This is a genomic window from Rhizobium phaseoli (genome assembly GCF_001664385.1).
Lineage (GTDB): Bacteria > Pseudomonadota > Alphaproteobacteria > Rhizobiales > Rhizobiaceae > Rhizobium > Rhizobium phaseoli.
The window spans coordinates 2,505,130-2,520,402 of record NZ_CP013532.1 but is presented as its reverse complement, the minus strand read 5'-3'; the positions used below and the strand labels follow the sequence as shown (position 1 = coordinate 2,520,402).

Annotated in this window: 15 protein-coding genes; 7 read left to right on the top strand and 8 right to left on the bottom strand. The window is 61.1% G+C overall.

Translation table 11 applies throughout. The annotated features are described in order from the left end of the window. Window positions 1–2: 2 nt before the first annotated feature. Genes AMC88_RS12205 through AMC88_RS12195 form a run of 3 tightly spaced genes read right to left on the bottom strand, consistent with a single transcriptional unit; the run spans window position 3 to window position 2,962 of the window. Complete coding sequence (locus AMC88_RS12205; protein WP_016733255.1) at window positions 3–755, bottom strand: ABC transporter ATP-binding protein; 753 nt, start codon at window positions 753–755, stop codon at window positions 3–5. Next, window positions 749–1,819, bottom strand: coding sequence for a FecCD family ABC transporter permease (locus AMC88_RS12200; RefSeq protein ID WP_064825330.1), 1,071 nt, complete (start codon window positions 1,817–1,819; stop codon window positions 749–751). The genes AMC88_RS12205 and AMC88_RS12200 overlap by 7 nt, the downstream gene beginning before the upstream one ends. A gap of 6 nt (window positions 1,820–1,825) precedes the next feature. Beyond that, window positions 1,826–2,962 carry an ABC transporter substrate-binding protein gene (locus tag AMC88_RS12195; protein WP_064822161.1) on the bottom strand — a complete coding sequence of 379 codons (1,137 nt, stop codon included), beginning with the start codon at window positions 2,960–2,962 and terminating at the stop codon, window positions 1,826–1,828. Between the two features lie 115 nt (window positions 2,963–3,077). On the opposite strand from AMC88_RS12195, the gene AMC88_RS12190 reads away from it, so the two are divergent. After that, a complete protein-coding gene (locus tag AMC88_RS12190; RefSeq protein ID WP_029531275.1) occupies window positions 3,078–3,863 on the top strand; it encodes a class I SAM-dependent methyltransferase in 786 nt (261 codons plus the stop codon). 172 nt (window positions 3,864–4,035) lie between these two features. Here the strand turns inward: AMC88_RS12190 and AMC88_RS12185 are convergent, their stop codons facing one another. Together AMC88_RS12185 and moaA are read right to left on the bottom strand one after the other, a co-directional pair. Further along, window positions 4,036–5,367, bottom strand: a complete 1,332-nt coding sequence (locus tag AMC88_RS12185) for an IS1182 family transposase (protein WP_081277729.1) — start codon at window positions 5,365–5,367, stop codon at window positions 4,036–4,038. Between the two features lie 583 nt (window positions 5,368–5,950). Next, window positions 5,951–6,997, bottom strand: coding sequence for a GTP 3',8-cyclase MoaA (moaA, locus tag AMC88_RS12180; protein WP_012484059.1), 1,047 nt, complete (start codon window positions 6,995–6,997; stop codon window positions 5,951–5,953). A 182-nt stretch (window positions 6,998–7,179) separates the two neighbouring features. On the opposite strand from moaA, the gene AMC88_RS12175 reads away from it, so the two are divergent. Further along, entirely contained in the window at window positions 7,180–7,554 is a 375-nt protein-coding gene (locus AMC88_RS12175; RefSeq protein WP_010012633.1) for a gamma-butyrobetaine hydroxylase family protein, read from the top strand. Window positions 7,555–7,583: 29 nt separating this feature from the next. Continuing rightward, window positions 7,584–8,774 carry a low temperature requirement protein A gene (locus tag AMC88_RS12170; protein ID WP_012484057.1) on the top strand — a complete coding sequence of 397 codons (1,191 nt, stop codon included), beginning with the start codon at window positions 7,584–7,586 and terminating at the stop codon, window positions 8,772–8,774. Window positions 8,775–8,777: 3 nt separating this feature from the next. On the opposite strand, the gene AMC88_RS12165 is transcribed toward AMC88_RS12170, so the two are convergent. Further along, window positions 8,778–9,245 (bottom strand): MarR family winged helix-turn-helix transcriptional regulator, encoded by a 468-nt coding sequence (locus AMC88_RS12165; protein WP_010017062.1) that lies wholly within the window; start codon window positions 9,243–9,245, stop codon window positions 8,778–8,780. 47 nt (window positions 9,246–9,292) lie between these two features. Here AMC88_RS12165 and AMC88_RS12160 point away from each other — a divergent pair, with 47 nt between their 5' ends. Both AMC88_RS12160 and AMC88_RS12155 read left to right on the top strand, forming a co-directional pair. Beyond that, window positions 9,293–10,273 (top strand): alpha/beta hydrolase, encoded by a 981-nt coding sequence (locus AMC88_RS12160; RefSeq protein ID WP_064825329.1) that lies wholly within the window; start codon window positions 9,293–9,295, stop codon window positions 10,271–10,273. Window positions 10,274–10,309: 36 nt separating this feature from the next. After that, window positions 10,310–10,921: a pyridoxamine 5'-phosphate oxidase family protein gene (locus AMC88_RS12155; RefSeq protein ID WP_012484055.1), complete on the top strand. Its 612-nt coding sequence runs from the start codon at window positions 10,310–10,312 to the stop codon at window positions 10,919–10,921. Between the two features lie 6 nt (window positions 10,922–10,927). Here AMC88_RS12155 and AMC88_RS12150 read toward each other — a convergent pair whose 3' ends face one another. Continuing rightward, window positions 10,928–11,995 (bottom strand): GGDEF domain-containing protein, encoded by a 1,068-nt coding sequence (locus AMC88_RS12150; protein WP_016733247.1) that lies wholly within the window; start codon window positions 11,993–11,995, stop codon window positions 10,928–10,930. Window positions 11,996–12,339: 344 nt separating this feature from the next. On the opposite strand from AMC88_RS12150, the gene AMC88_RS12145 reads away from it, so the two are divergent. Then, window positions 12,340–12,519, top strand: coding sequence for a hypothetical protein (locus AMC88_RS12145; protein WP_012484053.1), 180 nt, complete (start codon window positions 12,340–12,342; stop codon window positions 12,517–12,519). A gap of 33 nt (window positions 12,520–12,552) precedes the next feature. Here the strand turns inward: AMC88_RS12145 and AMC88_RS12140 are convergent, their stop codons facing one another. Further along, window positions 12,553–14,160: a fumarate hydratase gene (locus tag AMC88_RS12140; RefSeq protein WP_012484052.1), complete on the bottom strand. Its 1,608-nt coding sequence runs from the start codon at window positions 14,158–14,160 to the stop codon at window positions 12,553–12,555. A 254-nt stretch (window positions 14,161–14,414) separates the two neighbouring features. Here AMC88_RS12140 and AMC88_RS12135 point away from each other — a divergent pair, with 254 nt between their 5' ends. Continuing rightward, window positions 14,415–15,242 carry a VCBS domain-containing protein gene (locus tag AMC88_RS12135; protein ID WP_012484051.1) on the top strand — a complete coding sequence of 276 codons (828 nt, stop codon included), beginning with the start codon at window positions 14,415–14,417 and terminating at the stop codon, window positions 15,240–15,242. Window positions 15,243–15,273 lie beyond the last annotated feature (31 nt).

The following is a 15,273-nucleotide window of genomic DNA, read 5'->3' as shown; positions in this document are numbered from 1 at the left end:
CCTCAATGCGCCGTCCCGTCGACGATCACGTGATCGTGGTCCAGCGAGCATTTTTCCACCCGCGCCTCGACCCTATAAATCTCCCGCAGCATTTCGGCGGTGACGACGTCCCTGGGAGCGCCGCAGGCGCGCATGCGGCCGTTGGCGATGAGGAGGACTTTGTCGGCGAAGCGGAGCGCCTGGTTGAGGTCGTGGATGGCGATGAGGACGATCATGCCTTTGGCGCGGGCGCGGCGGCGCATGAAGTCGAGGACTTCGACCTGGCGGTGGAGGTCGAGGGCGCTGGTGGGTTCGTCCATCAGCATGATTTCGGGTTCGCGGACGAGCGCCTGGGCGATCGAGACGAGCTGGCGCTGGCCGCCGGACAGCGCCCCGAGATCGCGGAAGGCGAGCGCAGTGATATCGAGCGCTGCCATGATCTCGTCGATGAAACGCAGGTCGCCATCGCCGACCGCCCAGGACTGGCCCTGCTTGCGGGCGAGCAGAATGGATTCGTAGACGGTCAGCACCGCGTTAGCCGAGGTATCCTGCGGCATATAGCTGATGGCGTTCTTCGCCTTCGAACCTTCGACGACGACATCGCCCGGTCCCTTGAGCAGACCGGTGATGCGCTTGAACAGCGTCGACTTGCCGGCAGCGTTCGGGCCGATGACGGCGACGATCTCCCCCGATTTCAATACCGGCGTGGTCACATCTTCGACAAAGAGCCTGCGGCCGTGATAGGCGCCAACCGACTGTAACTGAAGGGCTACCATGACCGGCTCCTGTTCGAGAGGATGAGGGAGAAGAAGAAGGGCACGCCGACCAGCGCGGTGATAATGCCGATCGGGAAGACGACGCCGGGGATGATCGACTTCGAGACGATCGAGGTCAGCGACAGTAGCAGCGCGCCCGAGAGGATCGAGCCCGGCAGGAAGAAGCGCTGATCCTCGCCGAGAATCATGCGGGCGATATGGGGGCCAACGAGGCCGACGAAACCGATGGTGCCGACGAAGCTGACGGGGACTGCGGCCAGCAGCGAGACGACAAGCATGGTTTCCAGCCGAATGCGACGGACATTGACGCCGAAGCTTGCGGCCTTGTCCTCGCCGAGGCGGATGGCGGTCAGCGCCCAGGCATTGCGGGCAAAGAGCGGAAGGGCAATCAGCAGAACGGCGAGCGTCACCCAGATCTTCGGCCAGGTGGCTTTTGTGAGGCTGCCCATCGTCCAGAAGACGACTGCCGACAGCGCCTGTTCGGAGGCGAGATATTGCAGGAAGGCGAGGGCTGCATTGAAGGTGAAGACCAGAGCGATGCCGAGCAGCACCACCGTTTGCACCGAGACGCCGCGGGCCTGCGAGACGAAATGGATGAAAAGCGTGGCGATCAGCGCCATGACGAAGGCATTGACCGGCACCAGCAGGCCGGCGGCCACAGGCAGCAGCGGAACGCTAGTGACAATCGCCAGGGCCGCGCCGAAGCTTGCCGCCGCCGAGATGCCGAGCGTGAAGGGGCTGGCGAGCGGATTGGCAAGGATCGTCTGCATCTGCGCGCCGGCGACGGAAAGCGAGGCGCCGACGACGATCGCCATCACGGCGACCGGCATGCGGATATTCCAGACGACGGCCCGCACCTGATCGGAAACGGAAGACGGGTCGAGGAGGGCGGCCACCACTTCAATGAGGCTGTAGCGAGCCGGCCCCCAGGCGAGATCGATGGCAAAGGACAGGCAGAGCGCTGCCGTCATGGCGGCAAGGATCATCAGCTTGCGCCGGGCAAGAGCGCGGTAACGCTCTCTCCCGGCTTCGGCTTCAATCGATAGGGCGGCGATCTCGGCCATTCCGTTTTACTCAGCCGCCTTGGCATCGACCCAGTAACCCGGCTGATAGGCGACCGGCAGGAATTTCTCGTGGAATTCCTTGAAGGTGGCATCCGGATCGAGATCGGCAAAGAGGTTCGGGTGGAACCATTTGGCGAGCTGCTGGACGGCGACGAACTGGTATGGGCTGGTATAGAACTGGTGCCAGATCGCATGGACGTTGCCGCCGGCGACTGCCCTGGAGCCGGTGAAGGCCGGGTTTTCCATCAGGGTGTTTAGCGCCCTGCGGCTGTCGCCAAGGGTGGAAGCTGCATTCGGCCCGACATTGACGAAGTCCTTGGCATCCTTGGTCTGGCTCCAGTTGGAGCCGGTGACGACGATGACATCGGGATTGGAGGCGACAACCTGTTCGGCATTGATGGAGCCGGTATAGCCTGGCAGAAAATCGGAGCCGAGATTATGACCGCCGGCCAGATCGACCATCAGGCCGAAGTTGTCGGGGCCGAAGGTGCCGCAGCATTCCACCAGGCCGGCGGCGCGGTACATGAAGACATTCGGCTTCGGCGGAGTGGCCGTCTTCAGTTTATCGGTGACGCGCGCCATCTGCTCTTTCCAGTAGGCGGCGACGGCTTCGGCGCGGTCCTCATGGCCGAAGAGCTTGCCGAGGATCTTCAGGCTCGGCTCGGTGTTGGCGAGGATATGCTCGCGGAAATCGATGTAGACGATCTTCACGCCGATGCCGGCGAGCATGTCTTCGAGTTTGACTTCGTCAGCCGCCGTCTTGTTGCCGATTGGCAGCAGCAGCACATCGGGATGAAGCTTGACGACCGTCTCGGTCTGCAGCGTGCCGTCGGTCAGATTGCCGAGGAAGGGCAGATCCTTGCCTTTCGGAAACTTCTGGACATAGGCATTGAAACCGTCCTTGTCGGTGGTCCAGAGATCGTTGCGCCAGCCGACGATCTTGGCGAAGGGGTCTTCCTTCTCGATCGGCGCGACGGCGTAGAGCATGCGGCCTTCCCCGAGGATCACACGCTCGACCGGCTTGTCGAAGGCCACTTCGCGGCCGGCGACATCCTTGATGGTGAAGGACTGCGCCCAGGCCGAAAGCGGCATCAAGCCGGCAATCGCAGCTGCGGAGACTGCGAGCATTTTCACGAAATTCATATGGAAATTTCCCTGATGTCTGAATAATGTCCGCAGGCATAAGAAATATGACTTTGTGAATCAAGTTATATGTTTTAGAGCATTTCCAAACTGATGCCATTCCGGGGTGCCTGCGATGAATTCGATGAATACAAATTATTCCATCCGCGATGAAATCCGCGATTTCTGGTCGGAAAGGGCGGCGACGTTCGACCAGAGCGTCGGCCATGAAATCTTTTCGGAGGGAGAGCGGAAAGGCTGGCAGCGACTGATCCGAAAGCATCTTGGCGAAGGCCAGGGGCGCGCAGCGCTCGATCTTGCCTGCGGCACGGCTGTGATCTCGCATCTGATGAACGATGTCGGCTTCAAGGTCACCGGGCTGGACTGGTCGGATGCGATGCTGGCGCAGGCGCGCGCCAAGGCGAAGAAGCGCGGCACCGATATCCGTTTTGTTTCCGGCGATGCCGAGAATACGATGGAGCCGCGAGACAGCTACGACGTCATCACCAACCGGCATCTCGTCTGGACGCTGGTGGATCCGGCTTCCGCCTTCAAGGAATGGTTCGCGGTATTGAAGCCGGGTGGCAAAGTGCTGATCCTCGACGGCAATATGGGTCGGGAAACTTGGGTCAAGGGGCTGCAGAAGCTCTGGACCAAGATCACAGGCAAGCCTGCGGCGAGCCATATGTCCCCGGAAATGATGGCGCGGCACCAGAAGATCCGCTCACGCGTGCATTTCTCCCATGACATGCCGGCCGAAGCGGTCGTCGAGCTTCTGCGCCAGGCCGGCTTTACGGATATCGTGGTCGACCGCAAGCTCGGAGATATTCATTGGGCGCAGGCGCGCAAGATGCCGTTTCTGCGCGGGCTGGAGCGCATGGTGCAGGAGCGGTTTGCGATTTGTGCGCGTAAGCCTGGGTGAGGGGGCCCGGTGCGCTAGGCGATGTCCTCTCTCCGACCTCATCCTGAGAGCTTGTGAAGCTTTTGAGTTGGTGCGGTTCTGGCCGGTCTTGGCTGACCGATGCAATCGAACGTTAGACGATTGCGCGGTGCGTGCGGATGGTCGCTAGTTGGCGTTTGGGTGATGGCACTAGCTATCCATTGGCAAGCCGACGGCCTTGCAAGATATTGTTGGTGAGTGCGTAGCAGAGCACGACGGCACGGACCTTTTCGATACCGCGGACCGTCAATTGTCGCAGATTCCAGTTGCGCCAGCGGGCATGGATGCATTCGCAGATCGATCGGGGTTTGTACTGAGCCTTGCCCGCCTCGCTTGCCATGCGGGCCCGCCAGGTCGACACACCCGGACCGTCGCCGCGCCGCGGCAAGAAGGGATCGGTTCCGTGCTTGGACTGAGTGGGCGGACAAAAGACCTCAACCCCTTCGCCGTGCGCCCACTCGATATCTTCAGCGCTGCCAAAGCCGCCATCGGCGAGATAGCGCCGCGGCAGATGGCCGCTTAACGCGCGCAACCGCTCCAGCATCGGCCGCATGAGGCCGCGATCGGAGCCGGCATTGGTCACCTCGAGCCCGACCACGAACTGCTCACCGGCCGTGCTCGCAACCTGCACATTATAACCCGGACGGAAGCCGCCGTCGGCCATCTTCATCACCCGCGCCTGTGCATCCGTGCTGGAGGCGCGCGGCTCCTTCGGCTTTTTGCCATTGCCGCGCTTTTCTTCGCGCGCCTGACGCTGGCGCTGGATCTCGTCAAGAGCGACCTGGGCTGCTCTGACCCGCTCACCACGCTCGCGCGCCGCTCGTTCCCTGGCCGCTTTGATACGCCGAGTGCTGGCATCCGAACGCGCATCAACCTCGTGCTTGAGCTGATCCACAACCGCCTCGGCAATCGAAAGATGTCGATCAAGCTTCGCCTTGCGGCCGAACGAGGCGGCCCCCGCGCTCGCCCGGATCCGCACGCCATCCTGCGCCAGACTGTCGAGAGTGACGAGGCCGGCATCGGCAAGCGCCGCCAGATGCTCGGCCAGCAGCCGGTCGAGCAGATCGGCGCAACCAACCCGAAAATCCGACAGCGTGTGATAGTTCACCGAGACACCGCCGCACAGCCAGCGATAGACGTCGTGGCTCTCGCACAGCCGTTCCAGAGCCCGCGCGCTGCCTACACCGTCGCTGCTGGCATAGAGCCACAGCGCCAGCAAAAGCCGTGGCGAAATCGGCGGATGGCCCGGCCGGTGCTCGCGCGCTTTGATCCGACCTTCAAGCGCGCTCAGATCCAGCCCCTCGACATAGCTCCAAATGACGCGCACCGCGTGATCCTGGCCGATCAAGCTGTCGATATCGACGGCACGCAACTCGATCTGATCGCGCACCGGCTCACGCATGCGCGCCGCTCCGCGTCCCACCTGAGCACTGCGCCGCGCTCCATGCACCGGCAATCCTTCGAACAGGTCGTCGCCCACCATCATCCCCCAAGCAAATCAACGACCAAACAGAATCACAATCCAATCGCCTCCGCTACAAACATTCACAGGCTCTGAGGTGCCCCGCAGGGGCCTCGAAGGACGAGGGCGGCCACCGATGCGCTGTCCAATATTGCGGATGCGGCTGTCAGTGCGCAGCCATCCGCCCCCGTCCTTCCAGGCCCCTACGGGGCACCTCAGGATGAGGGTTGATCAGTGTGCCGTGTGGCTGATGGGCTGATCGATGGTTCTCTTGAAGCTTCGTTCGACGGTATGCTCTACGGCAGAAGATCTAGCGCAGGCATCAACCTACTCTCCCTCATTCCTGTGCTTGTCACAGGAGTCCAGCGCGCCCAAGTCCTTGGGTGCGAAAGACTTTTTGAATCCGTCGTATTGAGTCAATCACCGCGCGGACGCGCGGTGGCTGGATTCCTGTGACGAGCACAGGAATGAGGGAGGGCGAGGTGAGCGTACTCGTCAACTCGAACGCCGAATTAGATTACGCCCAGCCCTTCGCTTGGGCTAAGGGTGTTCGGCCCTGCGATCGATTCACTGGATCGATCGCTCCCCGCTTTGCGGGGACCGGGCCTCACCCACCAGTGACACTCATGTGCCGGGCCACGGCCGGGCGATTATGCGTGCGGTCGATGATGAAGTCGTGGCCCTTGGGTTTGCGGGTGATGGCCTCGTCGATGGCGGTATGGAGGAGGGCGTCGTCTTCGGTGGCGCGCAGTGCGGCGCGAAGATCGGCGGCGTCGTTCTGGCCGAGGCACATGTAGAGCGTGCCGGTGCAGGTCAGGCGCACGCGATTGCAGCTCTCGCAGAAATTATGGGTCATCGGCGTGATGAAGCCGAGGCGGCCGCCGGTTTCTTCGACCCTGACGTAACGCGCCGGGCCGCCGGTCTGGTAATCGATATCGGTCAGCGTGAACTGTTTCTCCAGATCGGCGCGGAGCTCGGAGAGCGGCAGGTATTGGTCGGTGCGATCCTCGTCGATCTCGCCCATCGGCATGGTCTCGATGACGGTCAAATCCATGCCGCGGCCGTGGGCGAAGCGCAGGAGATCGGGTATCTCGGCGTCGTTGAAACCTTTAAGCGCCACGGCGTTGAGCTTGATCCTGATGCCGGCCTTCTGCGCCGCGTCGATGCCTTCCATGACCTTGGAAAAATCGCCCCAGCGGGTGATCTTGCGGAATTTTTCGGGATCGAGCGTATCGAGCGAGACGTTGATGCGGCGCACGCCGCACTCATAGAGTTCTTCGGCATGGCGCGACAGCTGTGAGCCATTGGTGGTCAGCGTCAGCTCGTCGAGGCCGGCGCCGATCTTTTTGCCGAGCTGGCGCACGAGATACATGATGTTCTTGCGCACCAGCGGCTCACCGCCGGTCAGCCTGATCTTCCTCACGCCCTTGGCGATAAAGGCGGAACAGAGCCGGTCGAGCTCTTCGAGCGTCAGCAGATCCTTCTTCGGCAGGAAGGTCATGTTCTCGGCCATGCAATAGGTGCAGCGGAAATCGCAGCGGTCGGTGACGGAGACGCGGAGATAGGTGACTGCCCGGCCGAAAGGGTCGATCATCGGATATGCATCCGCCGCGAGCGGCGATGCGTTGCCTGTCGTTCCTATTCTCGTATTCACCAATTCCTCCGCAGCCGGATCTGAGGCGTGCCAGACCGAATGCCTGCCTGTTTTCAAGCGATATCTGTCTATTTGTGCATATGTGATTGCGCCGTCAAGGGAAACGGATTTCGCACACGCTAATTTGCGCTTGCCACGAAAAAGGCGAACGCCTACTTCTCCAGGGAAAGAGGGTGATAGAGATGAGCGATACCTGGCCGAGCGAACTTCGCGTTTCGAAAGACCGGCAGAGGCTGGCAATAACCTTCGACGACGGCCAGAGCTTCGATCTGTCGGCCGAGCTTTTGCGCGTGCTGTCGCCGTCGGCCGAGGTGCAGGGCCACGGGCCGGGGCAAAAGGTGACGGTGCCGGGGAAACGCAACGTCGCAATCATCTCGATGACGCCGACCGGCAATTATGCCGTCAGGATCGGCTTCGACGACATGCACGATACTGGCATCTATACCTGGACCTATCTGCGGGAGCTCGGCGAACGGGGCGCGGAGCTGTTTTCGGCCTATGAGGACGAGCTCAGGGAAAAGGGCATGAACCGCGATACGGCGGAAAAGCCGCGCTGAATTTCAAACAGACAGCCATCGGGGGCCACATGGCGAAAGCGAACGGAAAGAACTGGCTGCGCGCCAAGGGGAGTGCGGCCGGCAGCAAGGTGACCTTCCTCGAACTGTTCTTCGACCTGGTCTTCGTCTTTTCGATCTCGCAGCTTTCGCATGCGCTTGCCGCCCATTATACGCCGCTCGGCGCCGCCGAAGCAGCGCTGATGACCTTTGCAGTGTGGTGGGTGTGGATCTTCACCGCCTGGGTGACGAACTGGCTCGACCCGGACAAGATGCCGGTGCGCGGCATGCTGGTGGCGCTGATGATGCTGGGCCTGGTGCTGTCAGCCTCCATCCCAGAGGCATTCGGCGACAAGGGGCTGCTTTTTGCCGGCGCCTATGTGGCGATGCAGGTCGGGCGCTCGCTGTTTACGACCTATGCAATGACGCGGGTCGATCGCGCCAACACAATGAATTTTACCCGCATCACCGTCTGGCTCGCGGCGGCCGGCATCTTCTGGATCGCCGGCGGGCTGCTCGAGCATGAAGCCCGTCTGATCGCCTGGGTGATCGCGCTGGCAATCGAATATGCCGGACCGGCCGCGGGCTTTGCGGTACCAGGCCTCGGCCGCTCCGTTCCAACCGACTGGGATGTGTCCGGCGCGCATATGGCCGAGCGTTGCGCGCTCTTCGTCATCATTTGCCTCGGTGAAGCGATTCTTGTTTCCGGCCGCACCTTTTCCGAACTGTCGATCTCGGGCCTGACCAGCCTCGTCTTCGTCACCGGCTTTATCGGAACGGTCGCCATGTGGTGGCTTTATTTCCGCTTCGGCCACGGGCGCGCCGCCCATCGCATCGAACATGAAGAGACGCCGGGAGCTTTGGCGCGGCTCGCCTTCACCTACGGTCATATTCCGATTCTTGCCGGCATCATCGTGCATGCGGTGGCCGTCGAGTTCATGTTCTCGCATCCGCATGAGACAGGCGATCTCGGCATCGCTGCGGCGGTGCTTGGCGGCTCCGGCCTGTTCCTGATCGGCAATCTCTGGTTCAAGGGCGCGATCAGCGGAAAGCTGCCGCTGTCGCATCTCGCCGGTCTGGTCTTCTTGATCCTGCTCGCCTTCGCAGCGCCCTTCATCGAGATCTATCTGCTCGGGATTCTGGCGACGCTGGTGCTGATCATCGTCGCGGCCTGGGAATACCGCTCGCTGACCGGCACGGCGGCGGCACCAACGCTGCTTTGAATATCAGTCCTCGTCCCTGAGGTCCTGCAGCAGCACGCCGATGATCCGCTCCATTGAGGTCGCGGTCGCCATGCATTGCTCGATCGGCTCGTCGGAGAGCGTGCGTTCGATGAGGTCGGTCTGGATCGCCATCGCCGCTTCGGTCAGCCTGCGGCCTTCCACGGTGAGGTAAAGGCGCAGCACGCGCTTGTCACGCGCGTCGTCGCGACGCTCGATCAGTCCGCGTTTTTCCATCTGCGGCAGTAGCATGCTCATGTTGGAGCGGCCGACCAAGAGCTTGCGGGCCAGCTCCTGCTGCGAAATGCCTTCGAAACGGTAGAGATTGACGAGGATGTCGAGGTGCGGCGGCTTGATGTCGAGATCGGCGAGCGAGCGGGTCAGCGACTGCTGCATCAGCTGGCAGGCGCGCGCCACCGCGATCCAGCTGCGAAAACGCGGATGATCCCAAGGCAGGGATTGATTTTTGTTCATCGTTGTACTTTATTGTTCAGTGTTGAACAGTCTTTTGGATTCTCACTATGGCAAATTTTGCGCTTGAGGTCACCCGCCTGGGTTTTTCGGTTCTGCAGGCGGTTTCACCGGAGCTGGCCGGCAGAGCGGCGTTCCGGCTGTTCTGCCGCACACCGTCGCCGCGGCCGAAGGGAGCAAGGGCGAAGGCGGCGCATGCCGCGGGCGCCGCCCGGCTTGCCGGCGCCGAGCGCTTTACCCTCAAGCTTGCCGGCGGGGCGAAAGCGCATGCCTATCGGCTGAATGGCGGCGCGCGGGGAAAACGCAAGCGTTTCCTGGTGACGCATGGCTGGGGCTCAAGCGCCGAATATATGGCCGAGCTCGTCTCGATGCTTGCGGCGGGGGGCGCGGAGGTGGTGGCGCTCGATTTTCCCGGCCATGGGCGCGCCAGTGGACGCTTCCTGCATATGGGGCTGGCTGTCGAAACGATCCTGGCGGCCGAGGCGCGGTTCGGCGCTTTCGATGCGGCGATCGGCCATTCCTTCGGTGGTGCGGCGCTGATGGTCTCGGCGTCAGGGCTGCTCCCCAGTGCGGCAGCTCTCAATGTCGAGCAACTGGCCTTGATCGGCGCGCCGAGCGAGATGCGCTGGCTGTTTACCGGTTTCGGCCGGATGGTTGGCCTTCACCCCGCCGCACAGGCAGCCCTCGAGAATGAGGTTCATCGCGTCACCGGTCGGAGGCTTGATGATTTCGATGCTGGCGGGGCGGCGGGGAGCCTCGGCCGCCCGGTGTTTGTCATCCACGCAGAGGACGATAAGGAAGTGTCGCCGGACCATGCCAGGCGTTATGCGGCGGCAGGCGAGGGCGTGCGGCTGTTGTGGGCCAATGGTTTCGGGCATCGGCGCATCGTGAGCGCCGCGCCGGTTCTCGAGGCGATCGCGATGTTTCTCGATGACAGTCGGCCCGAGGAAGACGTCTCCGATGAGAGCATCAAAAAAGATGCGGAAATCATTCCGATTTTTGAGCTTCCGGCACGGCGCGCGGCGTTGTAGCGTCCGGCGCGAAGATCAAGCCGCGGCGGGACGCTCATGAAAATCATCAGCAACATCGAAGAGCTCAATACGATCTATGGCGCAGGCCTATCGCAAGCCTCCGTCGACAAGGTGACGAAGCGACTGACGCCGCTTTACCGTGAGATGATCGAGATCTCGCCTTTTGCCGCGCTTGCGACCGTCGGGCCGGAAGGCCTCGACTGTTCGCCGCGCGGCGATCTCGGCGGCGTGGTGCGTGTCGTCGATGACGAGACACTGCATCTGCCGGACTGGCGCGGCAACAATCGCGTCGATTCGCTCTCCAATATCGTGCGCGATCCGAGGCTTGCGCTGATGTTCCTGATCCCTGGCTCGAACACGACGATGCGCATCAATGGCCGCGGCGTCGTCTCCAACGACGAGGCGCTGCTTTCGAGTTTCGTGATGGACGGCAAACATCCGCGCACCGTCGTCGTCGTTTCGATCGACGAGGTCTATTTCCAGTGCGCGCGCGCCGTGATGCGGGCCGAACTCTGGAATGCCGCGCATTTCGCAGATCCGACGGGCCTGCCGACGCCCGGGCAGATGCTGAAGGCCGCCGTCGGCGATTTCGACCAGGAAACCTACGACCGGGAATGGCCCGGTCGCGCGGCGAAGACGATGTGGTGAAGACCGTCAGGCCTTGTAGATCAGCCAGCTCTTGCTGAAGTCCTTCTGCATCCCGTCCTGATAGAGGACAATGCAATTGCGACCGGCATTCTTGGCGCCGTAAAGGGCAATGTCGGCCCTGCTGTAAAGCTCGCCGGCATCCTCGGCATTCGAGGCCATGCAGATTCCGATCGAGACGGTGATCGGGCCGTAATTCACCCGTGTGCGGGAGTTTTTGAACGGGGTGGTTTCGAGCGTTCGGCGGATGCGCTCAGCGATCGCCGTCACTTCCTCGGCTGTGTTGCCCTCGATGATCAGCGCGAATTCCTCACCGCCGGCGCGGGCGACGAAGACGTCGCGCCGGACATTGCTGCGGATCACGGAGGCGACGGTGGCGAGAATCTTGTCGCCGACTGGATGGCCGTAGGTGTCGTTGATCTTCTTGAAATTATCGATGTCGGCGAGCAGCAGGGCCGTCACCGGCCGCATGCCCGGATTGTTGAAAACGGCGGCGAGGCGGTCGTCGAAGGCACGGCGGTTGGAAAGGCGCGTCAGCGAGTCGGTGTTGGCGATGCGCTTATATTCATCGAGTTCCTTGCGGACTTGATCCATCTCCTGAGAACGCTGGACGACGTCCTCGACGGTGCGTTCGCCATGCGCCATGGTATCTCCGGTCGCTTGGCTTAACAGTTCAATGGCGTTTTCGATCAGTTCGACGCTGGCATTGCTCTTGGAGGTGATGCGCTTGTGGGTCTCGCCGAGCAGTCTGGTATAGCTTTCGAGCGAGCTCTGCTCCTGCTTCAGGATCCGCAGCAGCCCGTCGAGCTCGCCTGATATGCGCGTGTGGGCGTCGTCGAAGACCCGGACTGGGCTCGTGTTGAAATATTGTGCGCCAAGCGCGTCGAGTTCGGCCTGTGTCGCATGCGCGCCGAGCGCCGCCAGTTCTCGGGTAAGGGCGGGATTGGAGCCGATATAGGCCTCGTAGAAGAGTTCGTAGTTGCGGGGTATCGGGGCAACGCCCATCGAGCGCATGGCATAGGTGATCTGACCCGCGACATCGGGAACCTGCACCTTGGGCGCGACAGCCGTATTCATCCGGCGATACTCCTCATATATTCAAAGGCAATAATTTAGTTGTTAGCTTAGATTTCTTGGGAAAAGATTAAAGCGACATATACCAAAGATTACATACGACAAGTTCCCAGGAGAGCAATACTTCCGGCAGGCCTATGATTTTTCATCAAAAAACGTATATTTGGCGGGATAATCCATACCCGCTGCACGGGAATGGTGTTTGAAAAACTTACAGTTCTTCTTGCTTTGGGGTTCATATTCATCTTGTCGACAGTTGGTTTTGGGTGCCGGCTATTTCAGAACGAGCATTTTGCAAGGATACTTCCTGACGGCCGGGCCGGTCGCAGTCTGCGAGTTCGGGCGTAATGAAAAGGTCTCGTTACACGTCCTTCGCCATCATCGCCGTCACCGTCATTGCCGTTGGCACCCTGCTGCTGGAAAATACAGGCTTCCTCACCGGAGCTTTCCGCACGGAAATCCTGGCCCGGGTGGATGACGGCGATGTGGTGAATGCTGCGGATATTGCAGGCGGAACAATGCGGTAGAAAGTCCGCCCGCGGCCATCGAGCCTGCCGCAATCACCCCAGGTTCAGTTCCTGGAAGAAATCATTACCCTTGTCGTCGATGACGATGAAGGCGGGGAAGTCTTCGACCTCGATCTTCCAGACCGCTTCCATGCCGAGTTCGGGATATTCGAATACTTCGACCTTGCGGATGCAGTCCTGCGCGAGGCGGGCTGCGGGGCCGCCGATCGAGCCGAGGTAGAAACCGCCATGTTTCTTGCATGCCTCGCGGACTGCGCGCGAGCGGTTGCCCTTGGCGAGCATCACCATCGAGCCGCCGAAGGACTGGAATTGGTCGACGTAACTGTCCATGCGGCCGGCCGTGGTCGGGCCGAAGGATCCGGAGGCGTAGCCGGCCGGCGTCTTGGCCGGGCCGGCGTAGTAGACCGGGTGGTTTTTCAGGTAGTCGGGCATGCCTTCGCCCTTTTCCAGCCGCTCGCGGATCTTGGCATGCGCCAGGTCGCGGGCGACGATGATCGTCCCGGTCAAGGACAGGCGCGTCTTGACCGGATGCCGTGACAACTCGGCAAGCACATCGGCCATCGGCCGGTTGAGGTCGATTCGGACAGTCGATTCCGACAGTTTGGCCTCGTCGATCTCGGGCATGTATTTCGACGGGTCGGTTTCGAGCTGCTCGATGAAGATGCCGTCGCGGGTGATCTTGCCCTTGGCCTGGCGGTCGGCGGAACAGGAGACGCCGAGGCCGATCGGCAGCGAAGCGCCGTGGCGGGGCAGGCGGATGACACGCACGTCATGACAGAAATACTTGCCGCCGAACTGGGCGCCGACGCCCATCTGCTGCGTCAGCTTGTGGATTTCCTTTTCCATCTCGAGGTCGCGGAAGGCATGGCCGCTTTCCGAACCTTCGGTCGGCAGCTCGTCGAGATAACGGGTCGAGGCGAGCTTGACGGTCTTCAGGTTCATTTCGGCCGAGGTGCCGCCAATGACGATCGCCAGATGGTAGGGCGGACAGGCTGCCGTCCCCAACGTCAGGATCTTCTCCTTGAGGAAGTCGATCATTCGGTCATGGGTCAGAAGCGAGGGGGTGCCCTGGTAGAGAAAGGTCTTGTTGGCCGAGCCGCCGCCCTTGGCGACGAAGAGGAATTCGTAGGCGTCGGTGCCCTCCTCATAGATATCGATCTGGGCCGGCAGGTTGTTCCTGGTGTTCTTCTCCTCGAACATTTTCACCGGCGCGAGCTGCGAATAACGCAGGTTCTTCTTCTCATAGGCATCCATGACGCCGCGGGCGAGCGCGGCCGAATCCCCGCCCTCGGTCCAAACCCTGCGGCCCTTCCTGCCCATGATGATGGCCGTGCCGGTATCCTGGCACATCGGCAGCACGCCGCCGGCGGCGATATTGGCATTCTTCAGGAGGTCATAGGCGACGAAGCGGTCATTGTCGGTTGCCTCGGGATCGTCGAGGATTGAGGCGAGCTGCTTCAGATGGCCGGGGCGCAGTAGGTGGTTGATGTCTGCGAAGGCGGTTTCGGCGAGCAGGCGGATGCCTTCCGGCTCGACGGTCAGGATCTCCTGACCCTTGAACGTATCGACCGACACATGATCGCTGCTGATCTTGCGATAGGGAGTGGCATCCTTGCCAAGGGGAAAGAGATCGTCAGCCATCGAAGTGACCTTTCTGGTGGGCGCGTCGCTAAATTGGAACCGATCTAAATCCCCTGTCGGGCAAAAGCAATCTGCATGCGGCGGAGTTTGGCGTTGCGGCCTTGTCGTGCCGGATTTCGCAATCAGCCTGTCACACGCATTAAGCGAGTGAACACAAGGCGAAATCGTCCTTTGTCGCAAAACAACGACTTCAGGTTGCCTTCAGCTTCAGCCCGGTTCATATTCCCGGCAGCGTTAACCTGCCGGGGCGTCCAATGACGAATGCAAAGCCAACTGCTGTCGACGACCTTCTCGTTTTTTTCGAACATGACTGGATCAGGGGTGATCTGCTGCGCCTCGCCAGCGATCCCGAAGGGGCGGACATGTATGTTCGCTTCGTCAATGGCATCCGCATCGATGCCAAACATGGGCCCGACCATGAAACGATCATTGAAGGCAGGTACGGAACCTTCAAGGTGAAACCCGACGGTCACTTCACATATGAGCTGGACCAGACGCTCGATGTGGTGAAGAATTTAGGCAAGTACGATCAGCTCATCGAAAAGCTGAGCTACAAGATGTCGGACGGCTCGGGGGGCACGGACCTCGGCGTGCTGACCCTTGCGATCGACGGCGTCAACGAAGGTGAAAAATACCACGAAGTTCTGGATTTCGATGATATGGGCGTTTTGACGAGGGCGGATAATTTCCCGCTTCCCAATTACCGGGGCTTTGCGCTCTCCGTGAACGGCAGCCACGACCTGACGCTTCTGAACGGCATCGTCTATGATACCATTCCTGGTGTCGACGCCATTACCGAGGATGGTTTCAGCGATACTGTCCTGTCCCCGGGTTCTGCGCCCGTAACCCTGAAAATGCTCGACGGCGGGGAGTTCACCTTTCAGAGCGTCTCGATCGCCGAACTGTCCGTATCGTCCTTTCACCTGACGCTTACTGCCCTGAACGACGGCCAGATCGTCTATCAGCAGGAGCTTGAGGTCACCGGTCCCAGTCTCGAGGTGAATCTGGAAGATATCGAAGAAATCCGTTTCGATTTCATGGGCAATTCGGTCGTGATGGACAATTTTTCGCTGCTGGTATGAGGGCTGGTCAGTCGCTCTTGCTGCGTTTTGT